Source organism: Pseudomonas syringae group sp. 247E2 (assembly GCF_032587795.1).
GTDB classification, from domain to species: Bacteria; Pseudomonadota; Gammaproteobacteria; order Pseudomonadales; family Pseudomonadaceae; genus Aquipseudomonas; species Aquipseudomonas amygdali.
The window spans coordinates 416,159-431,457 of record NZ_JAWHPK010000015.1 but is presented as its reverse complement, the minus strand read 5'-3'; the positions used below and the strand labels follow the sequence as shown (position 1 = coordinate 431,457).

The following is a 15,299-nucleotide window of genomic DNA, read 5'->3' as shown; positions in this document are numbered from 1 at the left end:
GCGGCTTGCCTCGCTTCAGTAATCGGTTCAGCGTGTACCGAATTTCCATGATTGATGCCTAAACAGAGAGCCCAGCATGTCCTTCTCGAATGCAACCTCCAGCGCCCCGATTGCTCGCAAGGCCGACGGTTCCGATCCCTATGCCTGGCTACAGAACCGCGACACTGACGAGGTGCTCGACTACCTCAAGGCGGAAAACGCCTGGCAGGAGCAGCAACTGGCAGAGCAGACCGGGTTGCGCGAAAACCTGTTTCAGGAGATCAAGGGCCGTATCCTTGAAACCGATCTGTCACTGCCCTCCCCTTGGGGGCCGTACCTTTATTACACGCGCACCACACAAGGCGATGAATACGCCCGTCACTATCGCTGCCCGCGCCCGGCCGACGACTCCAATACCGTGGACGAAAGCCTTGAAGAACTGTTGCTGGACCCGAACGCCATGGCCGATGGCGGCTTCTTTTCGCTGGGCGCGTTCAGCATCAGCCCCGACCACCAGCGCCTGGCCTACAGCCTGGACACCAGTGGCGACGAGGTGTACCAGCTTTACGTCAAGGAACTGAGCACCGGCCAGATCAGCAGCCTGCCGTTTGAGGACTGCGACGGCAGCATGACCTGGGCCAACGACAGCCAGACCCTGTTTTTCGGCGAGCTGGACGAGACCCATCGCCCCGGCAGGCTGCATCGCCACACATTGGGCAATGCATCGGCAGAGCTGGTGTTCGATGAGCCGGACGGTCGATTCTTCCTGCACTGCTTCCGCAGCAGTTCCGAACGCCAACTGATCATTCTGCTCAACAGCAAAACCACCAGCGAAGCCTGGGTGCTGGACGCCGATCATCCGCAACAGGCCTTCACCTGCCTCGCGCCGCGCAGCGAAGGGCACGAGTATTATCCGGATCACGGGCTGCTCGATGGTGTGTGGAGCTGGTTCATCCGCAGCAATCAGAGCGGCATCAACTTCGCGCTGTATCACGCAGCGGAACACGCCAGTGGCACCCCGGCTCGCGAAGACTGGCAGACCCTGGTTGCGCACGATGACAAGGTCATGCTCGAAGGCGTGAGCCTCAACGCGAAGGCCATCAGTCTGAGCCTGCGCGAGGGCGGCCTGCCGATCATCGAAGTGCGCTCGCAGGACCTGCCTGCCTATCGCGTGCAGTTGCCCGACGCCGCGTACAGCCTGTATGTGCAGGACACCCTGGAGTTCGACAGCGACAGAATTCGCCTGCGCTATCAGTCGCTGAACCGTCCGGCACAGGTGCGTCAACTGACCCTGGCCAGCGGCGAGCAGGTAGTGCTCAAGGAAACACCGGTGCTGGGCACTTTCAACGCCGACGCCTACGTCAGCCAGCGTCTGTGGGCGACCGCCAGTGATGGCACTCAGGTGCCGATCAGCCTGGTGGTCAAGCGCGAACTGGCCGGCAAGGCGACCCCGCTGTATCTGTACGGCTACGGTGCCTACGGCGAAAGCCTCGACCCGTGGTTTTCCCACGCGCGCCTGAGCCTGCTTGAACGTGGCGTGGCGTTTGCCATCGCCCATGTACGCGGCGGTGGCGAGCTGGGCGAGGCCTGGTATCGCAATGGCAAGCAGGAACACAAGCAGAACACCTTCGGCGACTTCATTGCCTGCGCCGAACACCTTGTTGCTCAGGGCCTGACCAGCGCCGAACAGCTTGTGATCAGCGGCGGCAGCGCCGGTGGCCTGCTGATCGGTGCCGTGCTCAATCAGCGACCCGAGCTGTTCAAGGCAGCAATTGCCGAAGTGCCGTTCGTCGATGTGCTGAACACCATGCTCGATCCGGACCTGCCGTTGACCGTCACCGAATACGACGAATGGGGCAACCCGCAGGAGCCTGAGGTCTATGAGCGCATCAAGTCCTACGCGCCTTATGAGAACGTCAGCGCTCAGGCGTACCCGGCCATGCTGGTCATCGCCGGTTACAAGGACAGCCGTGTGCAGTATTGGGAAGCCGCCAAATGGGTCGCGAAGTTACGCGCCCGCAAAACCGACGATAATCTGCTGCTGCTCAAGACCGAACTGGGTGCCGGACACGGCGGCATGAGCGGTCGCTATCAAGGGTTGCGTGACGTGGCGCTGGAGTACGCGTTTATCTTCAAGGTATTGCAGATCGCCGAATGAACTTGGCGTGAAACACCTGTCTTACTAGCATCGGGGGGCACGGAGCTGCCCCCTTCGTATCAGGATTGAAAGACCGAACCATGTCAGAACCATTGTCCAACCTGAACAACGCCATACGCGACATGCTGCTGGACTGCGGCCTGTTCGACACGCTGCTGCCCGGCGACTTCGTGACTGTAGCCGGGTATTTCAGCATTACCGACATCGAAAAAGGCGAGACCATCTTTGCCGAGGGCGATGCCGGGACATTCATGTGCATCATTCATCAAGGCACTGTGTCTGTGCAGAAACTTGCCGCAGACGGTCAACAGGTCGAAATCGCCGTTCTGCGGCGCGGGCGGGCGTTCGGGGAAATGGCTGTACTGGATGGCGAACGTCGCTCGGCCAGCTGTATCGCGGCCACCCAATGCCAGTTATTGAACCTGGGACGCGACTCTCTGGACAAGATGCTCGACGAAGCGCCGAAAATCGCCGCCAAGATCATTCGTGCCCTGGCCATCTCGTTGTCCAGGCGCCTGCGCATGGTCGACGGCCAATTACTGTCGCAGCAGGTGTGAGTTTGCCCATCTGGCGCTAAACTTGCCGATATTCCGCTTTCAATGCGCACACGCACAGGTGACACCATGAGCACGGCCAATCCTCCTTCCCATACTGCCAAGCTGGACCGCATTCTGGCCGACGCCCAGCGCGACCGAGAAATGGGTTACCGCGACAAGGCGTTGCGCATGTACCCGCACGTTTGCGGCCGTTGCGCCCGCGAGTTCGCTGGCAAACGCCTCAGCGAACTGACCGTGCACCACCGCGACCACAACCATGACAACAACCCGCAGGACGGTTCCAACTGGGAGCTGCTGTGCCTGTATTGCCACGACAACGAGCACTCGCGTTACACCGATCAGCAGTATTTCGCCGACGGTTCGCTGAGCACTCCGAAAACCGCCAAGGCAACCCACAACCCGTTCGCCGCGCTGGCGGGATTGATGAAGAAGGACGAGTAACCCGGTACTTTCCCGCCACCGTATTTCCCCGCCCTACCCACGCAGTCTTCGACCTGCGGCCAACCGACTGACCGGATACTTCGCCATGCCCTCCTGTACCTCAAGACGAACCTTTGTGAAAGGGCTTGCCGCCAGTGGCATCCTCGGTGGCCTGGGGCTGTGGCGCAGTCCGGCATGGGCGGTTCCGAACCCGGGTCAGCCGGCCGGGCTGTCCGGCACCGAGTTCGATCTGTATGTCGGCGAAACCCAGGTCAATATCACGGGTAATACCAGAACCGCGATGACGATCAACGGCGGTATTCCAGGCCCGCTGTTGCGCTGGCGCGAAGGCGATACGGTGACCATCAGGGTAAAAAACCGTCTCGACGAAGCCACCTCGATCCACTGGCACGGCATCATTCTGCCCGCCAACATGGACGGCGTGCCGGGGCTGAGCTTCGACGGTATCGCGGCCGATGGCATGTACGTCTATCGCTTCAAGGTCAAACAGAACGGCACCTATTGGTACCACAGCCACTCGGGCTTTCAGGAACAGTCGGGGGTTTACGGGCCGCTGGTGATCGACGCCAAAGAGCCAGAGCCATTCAAGTACGACCGCGAACACGTGATCATGCTCAGCGACTGGACCGACGAAGAGCCGCTTCAACTGATGAAAACGCTCAAGAAACAGTCCGATTATTACAACAATAACAAGCGTACTGTCGGCGACTTCATCAACGACGTCGGTGAGAAAGGCTGGAGCGAGACCACTCGTGATCGCTGGATGTGGGCGAAAATGGGGATGGAGCCGACCGACCTGGCGGATGTCAGCGGCGCGACCTACACCTACCTGATGAACGGCCAGGCCCCGGACATGAACTGGACCGGCCTGTTCAAGCCTGGCGAGCGGATTCGACTGCGCTTGATCAACGGCTCGGCCATGACGTATTTCGACGTGCGTATTCCGGGCCTGAAAATGACCGTAGTCGCCAGCGATGGCTTGCACGTCAAGCCAGTAACGGTCGATGAATTGCGCATCGCAGTGGCAGAAACCTTCGACGTGATCGTCGAGCCTGCCGAAGGTGCCTACACGCTGTTCGCCCAGTCGATGGACCGCACCGGCTACGCCCGCGGCACCCTGGCCAGCAGGCCCGGCTTGCATGCCGTGGTCCCGCCCCTGGATCCACGCCCATTGCTGAGCATGGATGATGTGGGCATGGCGGGTATGGATCATGGCAGCATGAACCACGGCGCAGCCCCGGCGATGGACGACATGTCAGGCATGGACCATAGCAAGATGGGCCATGACTCGATGCCCGGCATGGACCATAGCAAGATGCCGATGAAAGAAACACCTGCCATGCAGTCACACCCGGACAGCGAACAAAACAATCCGCTGGTCGACATGCAGGCCATGAGCACCTCGCCCAAACTCGACGATCCGGGCATCGGCCTCAGGAACAACGGGCGCAGAGTTCTGACTTACACAGACCTGCGCAGCACCTTCGAAGACCCGGACGGTCGTGAGCCCAGCCGCACGATCGAACTGCACCTGACCGGGCACATGGAAAAATTCGCCTGGTCGTTCGACGGTGTGAAATTCTCGGACGCCAAACCGCTCATGCTCAAGTACGGCGAGCGAGTGCGTATCCTGCTGGTCAACGACACGATGATGTCTCACCCCATCCATCTGCACGGCATGTGGAGCGATCTGGAAGACGAAAACGGTCAGTTCATGGTGCGCAAACACACCATCGACATGCCTCCGGGTTCACGCCGCAGCTATCGCGTCACCGCTGACGCACTGGGCCGTTGGGCTTATCACTGTCACATGCTGTACCACATGGAAATGGGCATGTTCCGCGAAGTGCGGGTGGAAGAATGAGGATTTTACCGGTGAATGGATTGCGCAACTCGTCCTGCCTGCCAACCCTGCTGCTGACGGCAGGCCTGGCCATAACACCCTGGGCAACCACGCTGGCTGCCGGAATGGAAGGCATGGAAGGCATGGATCATGGCAGCCACTCGATGCCTATGGACGCCAGCGAGCACAATGCCGTCCCCATGCAGAGCCGAACACCAATCCCGCCCGTCACCGACGCCGACCGGGCTGCGGTGTACACCAGCCATAGCGGGCATCAGGTCCACGACAGCGCCATCAACAGTTACTTTCTGGCCGACAAGCTGGAATGGCAGGACGCAAACGACGGCAGCGCGCTGGCCTGGGACCTGTCCGGCTGGATTGGCGGTGATGTCGACCGCTTGCTGTTGCGTTCAGAGGGCGAGCGCATCAACGGCAAGACCGAGGAGGCGGAAATCCAGGCGTTATGGGGTCATGCCGTCAGCTCATCGTGGGACGTAGTCGCTGGGGCACGCCAGGACTTCAAACCTGGCGCGCCACAAACCTGGGCGGCTTTCGGCCTGCAAGGGCAGGCGATTTCGGATCTTGATATCGAAGCCACCGCATTCATCGGTGAGGCCGGGCAGACCGCGGCGCGCCTGGAAGCTGACTACGACCTGTTGCTGACCAACAATCTGATTCTTCAACCCACTGCCGAGCTGAATTTCTACGGCAAGAACGACCCGCAACGCGGCAATGGCTCGGGCCTGTCGACCAGTGAGTTCGGTCTTCGGCTGCGCTATGAAATCACCCCGCAATTCGCTCCTTACGTGGGCGTAACCTGGGATCGGTCCTACGGCAATACCGCCGATTACGCACGCGAAGACGGCGAGGACGTTGCCGATGCACGGCTGGTCGTCGGTTTACGCATGTGGTTCTGAGAGCGTCGGAATTGAAAATGGCATTGCTCTGACGCTGCCGTATAATCCCCGGTTTTCTTCAGAGCACCCTCCCCGTGGCCAATAAACGGTACGCCTGCATCGGTCTTTACAACCCCAAGTCCCCGGAAAATGTCGGCTCCGTCATGCGAGCAGCCGGCTGCTACGGTGTGGCGTCGGTGTTCTATACCGGTAAACGCTATGAGCGTGCGCGGGACTTCATCACCGACACCAAGAAAATCCATCAGGACATCCCGCTGATCGGCATCGAAGACCTCAAGAGCATTCTGCCGCTGGGTTGTATTCCGGTGGCCGTCGAACTGGTGGACGGTGCCCGTGCCCTGCCTGAATACACGCACCCTGACCGCGCGCTGTATATCTTCGGCCCGGAAGACGGCTCGCTGGATCAGGACATTCGCGACTGGTGTGAAGACGTGGTCTATATCCCGACCGAGGGCTGCATGAATCTGGCCGCAACCGTCAACGTGGTGCTCTACGACCGTATGGCCAAAGGCATCAATACCCGCTCTGGGCCACAGTTCGGTCGCGAGAAAATCGATCCGGCCAGCGACCGCTGACGGAAAAGCATTGAACCTGTGTCGCGGGCGAGCAGTCAGTTTCTCTGAACCGGTTTACTACCTACTTCCTGCGAATTACCGCCTCATGGAGAGCCATCATGCGCGACACCCCGATTATCGAACGCATCGACACACCTGAACTGCTGCAGCGCAACCCTGATCAGAACGTCCACGGCTGGGAGCGCATTGGCTCACTGGCTGGCGGTGTACTGATGATGGGCAAAGGTGTCCGTCGTGGCGGCTTTCTGGGCCTGATCCAACTGGCCATCGGCGGCGCAGTGCTGGCTCGCGGCATCAGCGGTCACTGCTCGGCCAAAAGCCTGGTGGAAAAAGGTCGCAGCGACCTGCACAGCGCCCGCTCGACTATCGAACGTGCCGGTGCCCAGTTGAACAACCTGAAAGACGACGCCGAAAACGCGGTGAAAAACGCTGCCGTCAAAGGTGTGGAAGCGCTGGCCGAGCCAAAGCCGGTCGTTTAAACGCTCAACCTGCGCGAAAGATCAGGTAATCCTCCCAGTCGTCTTCGGCCACACTGTTCTCGCTGAGCATGCGGCCTGACTGGGAGATACGCTCGTGATGCACAGCCGTGCGATCACCACACACCAAGTGATGCCAGAGCGGCAAATCCTTGCCCTCGCTGACCAGCCGATAGCCACAGGTCGGCGGTAGCCATTTGAATTCATCTGCCTGCCCCGGCGTCAGCTGAATACAGTCAGGCACCGACGCACGACGATTGGCGTAGTCGGAGCACTGGCAGGTCTTCAGGTCCAGCAGCTTGCAAGCGATCCGCGTGTAATAAACGCTGTTGTCTTCTTCGTCTTCCAGCTTCTGCAGGCAGCACAAGCCACAGCCATCGCACAACGATTCCCACTCCTCGGTGTTGAGCTGGTCGAGGGTCTTGCGAATCCAGAAGGGTTCAACTTTAGCGGCCATGGTTCGGACAACGGTATCGAAAATGAAAAGGCCGTCAGTCTAGAGGTACAAGGGGTGCGGGCCAAGCACTTGCGACTGCCGGTAGCCGGGACTTGTCAGCGACAGGGCAAAACAGTAGCGTTAACGGGGTTTCCAGTGCGCTCAAGCGATGCCTGCCGACCACGGCCCATCAAGCCACGCTCGTTTTTCACCTTCGCTATCAAGGACTTTCATGAGCACGAACCCTCGCATCGCCGATCACCCTATCGACCCGCAATTCACCGAGCGCTGGTCGCCACGTGCATTCAGTGGCGAAAGCATCGATCAGGAAACCCTGCTGAGCTTTTTCGAAGCGGCACGCTGGGCACCCTCGGCCTACAACACGCAGCCTTGGCGTTTTCTGTATGCACGTCGCGACACGCCTAACTGGGAGCGTTATCTGGGCCTGCTCAACGAGTTCAACCGCAACTGGGCGCAACATGCAGCAGCATTGGTGATCATCGTCTCCAAGACCACCTTCGTCGCGCCAGGCGCAACCGAAGAAAGCCCGGCCTTGTGGCACACCTTCGATACCGGCTCGGCCTGGGGTTATCTTGCGCTGCAAGCGAGCCTGAGCGGCTGGCACACCCACGGCATGGCGGGCTTCGATCAGGACCTGACCCGCAAGGAGCTGAACATTCCCGAGGATTACGCACTGCACGCCGCGGTGGCCATCGGCAAGATCGGTGACAAGTCGACACTGCCGGAATACCTGCAAGGCCGCGAAGCGCCAAGCCCGCGCAAGCCACTGGCAGAACTGGCCGCTGAAGGTGATTTTTCGCTGTAACTGACTGTTCTCTGCAATCGATGCCGACGAGCCGACGCCTAAACGTCGGCTCGTTCGCAACGGCTTCAATAACCTCGCGAAAAATCGACCTCTCCGCGCAGTGCTTCTCCAGCCTGAAACGCTTTGAGGTTTTCAACGAAAAGCTCGGTCATGGCTACCGGCGATGTCGGTGCCGAACTGTGACCGGTCAACAGCAGACCATAGGCCGTCCAGAATGGATGGCGCTGCGGCAAAGGCTCCTGACGGCAGACGTCAATGACCGCACCGGCCAGATGGCCTTCCTTCAACGCCTCGACCAGATCTGCGTCCACAACCGCTACACCGCGCCCAACGTTAATGAACAGCGCCGTTGGCTTGAAGCTGGCGAACAGCTTCGCGTCATACAGGTCGTGGGTCTCAGGTGTATTGGGCAGTAGATTGATGACGTAATCCATCTCGCCAAGCAGCCGCGTCATGTCAGACAGCGCTGTTACCTCGATGAACGGCGCCTGAGTGCGCGCACTGGAGGCAACGCCGTAAACCTGCACACCGAACGGCAATAGAAACTCGGCAACACGCTGGCCGATATCACCGGCGCCCACGATCAATACCTTGCGACCAGACAGACTCTGGCCAGTACGATTGTCCCACTTGCGCTCGACCTGACTCATCAAACGCGCCAGCACCTCACGCTCGTGGCCGAGCATGTAGGTCAAAACAAATTCGGCCATGACCTGACCGAAAATCCCGACTGCACGTGTCAGGCGATATTCGCGCGACAGGCTGTCGGCCAGCAGTGGCGTAATACCCGCCCAGGTGGATTGCAGCCACTGAGGCTTGTGCCCTTGACGCAGCAGGTTGGCCATCAGGTCCGGCTGTCCCAGCCAGACCGGGCAATCGCTGGCCATTCGCGACAGCTCGGCAGAGTCGCCCGTGCTGAAGACTTCCAGATCAGGCGCAGCCTTGCGCAACAATTGGGTGTAAACGTGATAATCGTGCTCGGCAATCAGAACGCGCATGTTTCAAAAACCTTAAAAACAGGACAGGCAGCCCACGGCGATGTGGACCGCTTTACAACGTGAGCAACTATTACATCGGATCGTTGCGGCGCAGCAGCTCTTCCGGCAAATGCTCGATGTAGTCATCTTCGGCAGGGGGCATCTGCAGGTGATAGCCCTGGCTGTCGAGATTCTCCAGCACCACATTGATGTCCTCGCGCGACAGCGCACGCTCGGGACTCAGGACCAGGTCAAATGCATGAACCGGCTTGCCAAACGCAACCAACAGTTCAGGCGGCACGCGTTTGAGGACATCGCTTTTCAAGACGTAAAGGTACATCTCGTTTCTTTTCGGGCTGCGATAAATCGAGCAGATACGCTTCAAGACTGTTCTCCGGGGGTGGCCAGGCTGTCCAGCAGCGCCTGACCCATCAACTCGCGACGCCAGCCACGCAGCGAGTCGGGCAATTGGTAAGGACCGTCGGGGTAGCCGCTCTTGAGCAGCGCTTCGAGAGTCTTCTTGCGCAGCATCAACTCCGGGGCCATGTCCAGTTGCTCGGCGTATTGCTGACCGATTGCACGCAGACGCTTGATCGACCCGGCCGCATCAATGGGCAGTGGCTCAGGCAATGCAGGCGGCCACTCTTCTGGCGGAAGCGTGCCTGCGGTCTTTATCAGCTCAAGCAGAAACTCGCCGTCATGACGAACGGTGCGGGGGTGCATGTCTTCGATACGCCCCAGTGCAGCGAGGTTATCCGGCTGCGTCTTGGCCAATGGCCACAGCGAGTGCTCACGCACAATGCGGTTGCGCGGCAGGTTGCGGGCGCGCGCCTCGCGCTCACGCCAGGCACACAACTCACGCAGCACCGCCAATTGGGCGCGGGACAGCTTCCAGGCCAATTTGGCCTCACGGTAGACATCGTACGGGTCAACTTCGCGGCGCAGGTTGGCGACCAGTTCGGCACCGTCATCCAGCAGCCAGGCGTATTTGTCATCGGACAAACGCGGACGCAGGATGGAGAAAAGCTCGGCAAGGTGCACTGCATCTTCAGCGGCATAGCTGATCTGCGTTTCCGACAGCGGACGTTGCAGCCAGTCAGAACGGGTTTCGCCCTTGGGCAGGTCGATGTTGAGGACCTCCTGCACCAGACGCGAATAGCCCATGGAAAAACCGAGGTTCAGGTAAGCGGCTGCCAACTGGGTATCAAACAACGGCACCGGCAGGCTGCCAGTCAGACGCAGCAAAACTTCGAGGTCCTCGCTGCACGCGTGCACTACCTTGATGACGTCGGGGTTTTCGAGCAGCGCAGACAGCGGCTGCCAGTCGTTGATCAGCAAAGGATCAATAAGCCAGGCGCTTTGCCCGTCGCCAATCTGCAGCAACGCTGCTATCGGGTAAAAAGTATCGACCCGCATAAACTCGGTGTCGAGCGCGACAAAAGGCAGCAACTGCCATTCTGCGCAATGCCGGGCGAGGCTGTCGTCGTCGCGAATCCAGTGAATATCGATGGCCACACGGCTCTCCCTTCAACAATGGCGCGCAGTATATATCGTGATGGGAGATTATCGCGCGTCTGTCGTCCCGGTCTGGCGTATCTTCACGCAAATGACGGACAGGAGGAACTGTTGCCTGGCAAAAGGGCCAAGGATGAGCGTCCCCACGCAAGCGTGGAAACGATCTCTATCCTGAGCAAGCACAGATTTTACTGCTTGTCAGCGGCCGCCAGCTCAGTGCGGCACCCGGCGAACATATCCAGGCTTGGGTTGTAGACCTGAGTGTCGACTTTCAACAAGCCGAGCATTGAATGAAAGAGATTGTCCTGGCTCAACGGCGCATTGCGCTGTTTGGCCAGGCACTCCGGGCTGACTGCAAAGGACTTCTGATAGGTATCGGACAACCAGATAAGCATCGGCACATGCTTTTGCTGATCAGGAGCCAGCACATACGGTGTGCCGTGCAAGAACAAGTTGTACTCGCCAAGCGACTCACCATGGTCCGACAGGTACACCATGGCAGTGTCGACCTTGTTTTGATTACTGCGCAACAGATCAATCAACGTGGCCAGTACGTGATCGGTATACAACAGTGTGTTGTCGTAGGCATTGACGATGCTGTCCCGGCTGCAATTGTTCAAGGCATTGCTTTCACACACCGGCGTAAACTTTTCAAACTCTTTAGGGTAACGCTTGAAGTATTCAGGGCCATGGCTACCCATCTGGTGCAGCACCAGAACAGTGTCCTTGTCGAGGCTGTCGATAAAACCCTGCAGGTTTTGCAACAGTATCTCGTCGCGGCATTCATGGCTGCTGCACAACAGCGGGTCCTTGAGATTACTGACATCCTGGAAGGTCACTCGATCACAGGTCCCTTTGCAGCCCGCCTGATTATCACGCCACACCACTTCTATACCGGCACGCTTCAGGACATCCAGCAAACCTTCCTGATTACGAGCCTTGGTTGCGTTGTAGTTCTTTCGACCCATGTTGGAGAACATGCACGGCACCGACACTGCGGTTTCGGTGCCGCACGAGTAAACATCGGTAAACGCCACCAACCCGCTCTCCTTGTTCAGGTTGGGCGTGGTGTCGCGACCATAGCCAAGAATTCCGAAGTTTTCGGCACGGGCACTTTCACCCACGACCAATACGGTCAACGACTTGCGGGCATGCGTGGCCCAGTCCGCCGACCGCTTGGCGTCCTCGCCAATCTTGACGAACGGGCGCTGTGCGGAGATCACTTGCTCGCTCAGGTAGCCAAGCGAGGCACCGATGTAATTGCTTGGCACGACCATCAGGCGCAATTCGTGATGGTTGCGGAACAACGAGGACAAACCTTGATAATTCGCCAGCGCAACGCCGCCTATTGCCACGCAACAGACCACGCCTACCACCAGCTTGCTGAACAGTTCCAGGTGCCAGCGACGGTAGCTGATCGGCAGTTTCCACAGAATCAGCGAAGGCAGTACACCCAACAGAACGATATACAACGCCAGTTTAAAAGACAGCAGCCCCTGCACTTCCGTCACGTTGGTTTCGGCAAAGTTTCGGAACATCCCGGCGTCAATCATGACACCGTACTCGGTCATGAAATACACCACCCCGGCGCTGATCATAAACAGAGCGATCACCACAGGCTTAAACACACGGCGAAATGCCAACAGCGTCAGAACGATATTGAATACGCAGAAAATCATCAGCCCGAATGCAAAGCGCATGGCCAGGCCTTTGGCATCGGAGCTGGTAATCGCGAAAAGATGCTGCCACAGATTTATATTGAAACCCAGTAACAGAAAGGCGCTGGCAAGTAAGGTAACAACCTCTGGACGAACAGTTCTGGGTGTCGGCATCGTGGTCTGCTTATCGAATTAATATGCATCGGGCATTCAGGAGCCAGATAACTCCCGATGGCGCGCACTGTAGGCAGCGCTTCATCAATTTTATGTGAAAACGGTGAGAGGATTGGGTTGAATGAAGCTTATTTCACCGTGAAGCAATACGCGCCCATAAACGTGCACTTACCCCGCCAACAAAGCGTCTGCGCAAGCAAGCTCGCGCAGACGCTGTCACTCTGGAAACGCTCGATCAGACCGAACGACGGCGATAGGCACGATAGCCCGGCAGCCAGAAATTACGCTCGATGGCTTCAAGCAGTGCCTCTTCGGAAATTTCCAATGCCAAGCCTTCAGCCTGGGCCTCTTTGGCCACAGCCAGCGCAATTTTGCGGCTCACCTGCTGGATCTCCTTGAGTGGCGGCAACACCGCATCGCCCTGCCCCGTGACCATCGGCGAACACTCGGCCAGCGCATTGGATGCCGCCATCAGCATACGGTCGGTGATGCGCGACGCATTGCAAGCCACCACGCCGAGGCCGATGCCCGGAAAGATATAGGAGTTGTTGCACTGAGCGATGTGCACGGTGCGACCGTTGATCTCCACCGGCGCGAACGGACTGCCGGTAGCAACCAGCGCATTGCCATCCGTCCAGCGCAGGATTTCTTCCGGCGTGGCTTCTACCTTGGAAGTCGGATTGGATAGCGGCATTACCAGTGGTTTGGCGCAATGTTTGTGCAGTTCGCGAATCACTTGCTCGGTGAACAGACCACGCTGCCCGGACACGCCGATCAACACCGTGGCCCCGGCGTTCGTCACCACGTCGAGCAACTGCGGGAAGGCTTCTGTGCCAGCAGTCCAGCCAGACACATCGGCGGTCTTTTGCGCCAGGCGCTTCTGGAAATCGAGCAGGTTATCCATGCTTTCGGTCAGCAGGCCGAAGCGATCAACCATGAAGATTCGTTTGCGCGCTTCGCTTTCACTCAGGCCTTCAATGCGCATCGCTGCGATGATGTGCTCGGCGATCCCGCAGCCCGCCGAACCGGCACCGACAAACACCACTTTCTGCTGGCCAAGGGTTTCATTCTTGGCCTTGCAGGCCGCCAGCAATGTACCCACGGCAACCGACGCAGTGCCCTGAATGTCATCGTTGAAGCAGCACAGCTCATCCCGATACTTCTCAAGCAACGGCATGGCGTTGGACTGGGCAAAATCTTCAAACTGCAACAGCACATCCGGCCATCGACGCTGTACGGCATCGATGAACAGTGCGATGAAGTCTTCGTATTCCTTGCCCGATACCCGCTCGTGACGCCAGCCCATGTACATCGGGTCATCCAGCAGCTCACGGTTGTTGGTGCCCACATCCAGCACGATCGGCAGCGTGTACGCCGGGCTGATCCCGCCACAGGCGGTGTACAGCGACAGTTTGCCAATCGGAATGCCCATGCCGCCGATGCCCTGATCGCCCAGACCGAGAATTCGCTCGCTGTCGGTCACGACAATGATTTTGATCCGGTCTTTGGTGGCGCTGCGCAGAATGTCATCGATGCGGTCGCGCTCGGGGTAGGAAATGAACAGGCCACGGTGCGTGCGGTAGATCTTGGAGAATTCCTGACACGCCTGACCCACCGTCGGGGTGTAGATAATCGGCAGCATCTCGTCCAGATGCGAGTCCAGCAGGCGGAAGAACAGGGTTTCGTTGTTGTCCTGGATCGAACGCAGGTAGATATGCTTGTCCAGATCGCTCGCGCACTGCTTGTACTGGCTGTAGACCCGGGTGACTTGCTCTTCGATGGTCTCTACGTTCTGCGGCAGGAGCCCGATCAGATTGAATTCGACCCGCTCTTGCGGGGTGAAGGCACTGCCTTTGTTCAGCAGGGGCATTTCCAGCAGTGAGGGTCCTGCATAGGAAATATACAAAGGTCGCGAAGTTTTGGTCATTTTCTCTAATCGCCTTTTTCGTCTACTCATTAATTCTTTACGTCGACCGGGGCGGGCAGCCTGGCTCGTTTCTTGTTATTTTTTCTTGTCGCCAGTTATCTATCAGGCCATGCCGAAAACCATTCGGCGTGTAAGGTCAGGGCGAACATATTACCCGGCTAAAGGCCCATTGCGACATTTTGTCGCGCAAAGAATGGCTAAGTGACGCTACTACCGGCGCAGCTTTCCAGACCAGCGGGTGCACATAGCACGCTGGAGACCGTCGTCAGAATGGATGAGAATGCCCCGGCGAAAGCCGGGGCCTGAAAAGGTCAGGAAACGCCTGGTTTTTCAGCGATGAGCCCGATGGTGAAGCCGTCCACCGCAGAGATCCTGCCGCGCCACAACACACCTGCGTCGCAAATCGGATTACCGTCAGTGGAATAGGTCCGGCAATCCTTCAGGTGAATGAAATGGAATGCTGGCGTGTCTTCGGAAGACTCCCCGGGCTTGAAGGACAGAATCATTTCTTTCATCGTCGCGTCAGTGCCATTGGCAAACGAACTGAACGGCGCCGAAATATCGTCGGCCAACTGCTCAAAATAGGTGTCGTGAGAAATCAGATGCCCGGAAACCAGATTCCCGCCCACCGACAGCGTCACGCCCAGCTCCACCTTGGTGTTCGCGACAAACTTGACCAGCCATTGCAGCAACCAGTCGATCTGCTTGCCCTGCCACTTGAACTGGGCAATCACATCATCATGGCTCTGACTGGGAGAGGGTTGCGACTTTTGTACCTGATCTACGTCCGACATCTGATAGCTCCTCGCCTCACAAAACGTTGAACCCAAGGTATAGATC

At 58.5% G+C, this 15,299-nt stretch carries 15 protein-coding genes; 8 read left to right on the top strand and 7 right to left on the bottom strand.

Annotation, left to right across the window (positions count from 1 at the left end):
* Nucleotides 1–76 precede the first annotated feature (76 nt).
* From RYC18_RS17190 to RYC18_RS17160, 7 genes are all read left to right on the top strand, one after another.
* Nucleotides 77–2,137: a S9 family peptidase gene (locus tag RYC18_RS17190; protein WP_316886522.1), complete on the top strand. Its 2,061-nt coding sequence runs from the start codon at nucleotides 77–79 to the stop codon at nucleotides 2,135–2,137.
* 80 nt (nucleotides 2,138–2,217) lie between these two features.
* The gene (locus tag RYC18_RS17185; protein WP_002552612.1) at nucleotides 2,218–2,694 is read left to right on the top strand and encodes a cyclic nucleotide-binding domain-containing protein; all 477 of its coding nucleotides are present in this window, start codon (nucleotides 2,218–2,220) and stop codon (nucleotides 2,692–2,694) included.
* 66 nt (nucleotides 2,695–2,760) lie between these two features.
* Nucleotides 2,761–3,135 (top strand): YajD family HNH nuclease, encoded by a 375-nt coding sequence (locus tag RYC18_RS17180; RefSeq protein ID WP_002552611.1) that lies wholly within the window; start codon nucleotides 2,761–2,763, stop codon nucleotides 3,133–3,135.
* Nucleotides 3,136–3,220: 85 nt separating this feature from the next.
* The gene (locus RYC18_RS17175) at nucleotides 3,221–4,999 is read left to right on the top strand and encodes a copper resistance system multicopper oxidase (protein ID WP_316886520.1); all 1,779 of its coding nucleotides are present in this window, start codon (nucleotides 3,221–3,223) and stop codon (nucleotides 4,997–4,999) included.
* Nucleotides 5,000–5,010: 11 nt separating this feature from the next.
* Nucleotides 5,011–5,895 (top strand): copper resistance protein B, encoded by an 885-nt coding sequence (locus RYC18_RS17170; RefSeq protein ID WP_057402096.1) that lies wholly within the window; start codon nucleotides 5,011–5,013, stop codon nucleotides 5,893–5,895.
* A 74-nt stretch (nucleotides 5,896–5,969) separates the two neighbouring features.
* Complete coding sequence (locus RYC18_RS17165) at nucleotides 5,970–6,470, top strand: RNA methyltransferase (RefSeq protein WP_002552608.1); 501 nt, start codon at nucleotides 5,970–5,972, stop codon at nucleotides 6,468–6,470.
* Nucleotides 6,471–6,568: 98 nt separating this feature from the next.
* The gene (locus RYC18_RS17160) at nucleotides 6,569–6,949 is read left to right on the top strand and encodes a DUF2892 domain-containing protein (RefSeq protein WP_002552607.1); all 381 of its coding nucleotides are present in this window, start codon (nucleotides 6,569–6,571) and stop codon (nucleotides 6,947–6,949) included.
* A 4-nt stretch (nucleotides 6,950–6,953) separates the two neighbouring features.
* Here RYC18_RS17160 and RYC18_RS17155 read toward each other — a convergent pair whose 3' ends face one another.
* Nucleotides 6,954–7,403: a YcgN family cysteine cluster protein gene (locus RYC18_RS17155; RefSeq protein ID WP_002552606.1), complete on the bottom strand. Its 450-nt coding sequence runs from the start codon at nucleotides 7,401–7,403 to the stop codon at nucleotides 6,954–6,956.
* Between the two features lie 211 nt (nucleotides 7,404–7,614).
* On the opposite strand from RYC18_RS17155, the gene RYC18_RS17150 reads away from it, so the two are divergent.
* Entirely contained in the window at nucleotides 7,615–8,208 is a 594-nt protein-coding gene (locus RYC18_RS17150) for a nitroreductase family protein (RefSeq protein WP_004657710.1), read from the top strand.
* A gap of 65 nt (nucleotides 8,209–8,273) precedes the next feature.
* Here RYC18_RS17150 and RYC18_RS17145 read toward each other — a convergent pair whose 3' ends face one another.
* The 6 genes from RYC18_RS17145 to gvpU form a co-directional block, all read right to left on the bottom strand.
* Nucleotides 8,274–9,206 carry a D-2-hydroxyacid dehydrogenase gene (locus tag RYC18_RS17145; RefSeq protein WP_004664280.1) on the bottom strand — a complete coding sequence of 311 codons (933 nt, stop codon included), beginning with the start codon at nucleotides 9,204–9,206 and terminating at the stop codon, nucleotides 8,274–8,276.
* Nucleotides 9,207–9,276: 70 nt separating this feature from the next.
* The gene (locus RYC18_RS17140; protein ID WP_003407219.1) at nucleotides 9,277–9,570 is read right to left on the bottom strand and encodes a YcgL domain-containing protein; all 294 of its coding nucleotides are present in this window, start codon (nucleotides 9,568–9,570) and stop codon (nucleotides 9,277–9,279) included.
* Nucleotides 9,567–10,700 carry a ribonuclease D gene (gene rnd, locus RYC18_RS17135; protein ID WP_316886519.1) on the bottom strand — a complete coding sequence of 378 codons (1,134 nt, stop codon included), beginning with the start codon at nucleotides 10,698–10,700 and terminating at the stop codon, nucleotides 9,567–9,569. Before rnd ends, RYC18_RS17140 begins: the two co-directional genes overlap by 4 nt.
* 188 nt (nucleotides 10,701–10,888) lie before the next feature.
* Nucleotides 10,889–12,532 (bottom strand): phosphoethanolamine transferase, encoded by a 1,644-nt coding sequence (locus RYC18_RS17130; protein ID WP_117139799.1) that lies wholly within the window; start codon nucleotides 12,530–12,532, stop codon nucleotides 10,889–10,891.
* Nucleotides 12,533–12,767: 235 nt separating this feature from the next.
* Nucleotides 12,768–14,459 (bottom strand): NAD-dependent malic enzyme, encoded by a 1,692-nt coding sequence (locus RYC18_RS17125; RefSeq protein ID WP_316886518.1) that lies wholly within the window; start codon nucleotides 14,457–14,459, stop codon nucleotides 12,768–12,770.
* A gap of 311 nt (nucleotides 14,460–14,770) precedes the next feature.
* Nucleotides 14,771–15,253 carry a gas vesicle accessory protein GvpU gene (gene gvpU, locus RYC18_RS17120; RefSeq protein WP_002552597.1) on the bottom strand — a complete coding sequence of 161 codons (483 nt, stop codon included), beginning with the start codon at nucleotides 15,251–15,253 and terminating at the stop codon, nucleotides 14,771–14,773.
* Nucleotides 15,254–15,299 lie beyond the last annotated feature (46 nt).

Bases quoted from the DNA above. Each gene is read 5' to 3' on its own strand.
- RYC18_RS17145 (WP_004664280.1), bottom strand. From the start codon at position 9,206: ATGCGCGTTCTGATTGCCGAGCACGATTATCACGTTTACACCCAATTG.
- RYC18_RS17125 (WP_316886518.1), bottom strand. From the start codon at position 14,459: ATGACCAAAACTTCGCGACCTTTGTATATTTCCTATGCAGGACCCTCA.
- RYC18_RS17155 (WP_002552606.1), bottom strand. From the start codon at position 7,403: ATGGCCGCTAAAGTTGAACCCTTCTGGATTCGCAAGACCCTCGACCAG.
- RYC18_RS17190 (WP_316886522.1), top strand. From the start codon at position 77: ATGTCCTTCTCGAATGCAACCTCCAGCGCCCCGATTGCTCGCAAGGCC.
- RYC18_RS17160 (WP_002552607.1), top strand. From the start codon at position 6,569: ATGCGCGACACCCCGATTATCGAACGCATCGACACACCTGAACTGCTG.
- RYC18_RS17185 (WP_002552612.1), top strand. From the start codon at position 2,218: ATGTCAGAACCATTGTCCAACCTGAACAACGCCATACGCGACATGCTG.
- RYC18_RS17150 (WP_004657710.1), top strand. From the start codon at position 7,615: ATGAGCACGAACCCTCGCATCGCCGATCACCCTATCGACCCGCAATTC.
- RYC18_RS17130 (WP_117139799.1), bottom strand. From the start codon at position 12,532: ATGCCGACACCCAGAACTGTTCGTCCAGAGGTTGTTACCTTACTTGCC.
- RYC18_RS17180 (WP_002552611.1), top strand. From the start codon at position 2,761: ATGAGCACGGCCAATCCTCCTTCCCATACTGCCAAGCTGGACCGCATT.
- RYC18_RS17175 (WP_316886520.1), top strand. From the start codon at position 3,221: ATGCCCTCCTGTACCTCAAGACGAACCTTTGTGAAAGGGCTTGCCGCC.
- gvpU (WP_002552597.1), bottom strand. From the start codon at position 15,253: ATGTCGGACGTAGATCAGGTACAAAAGTCGCAACCCTCTCCCAGTCAG.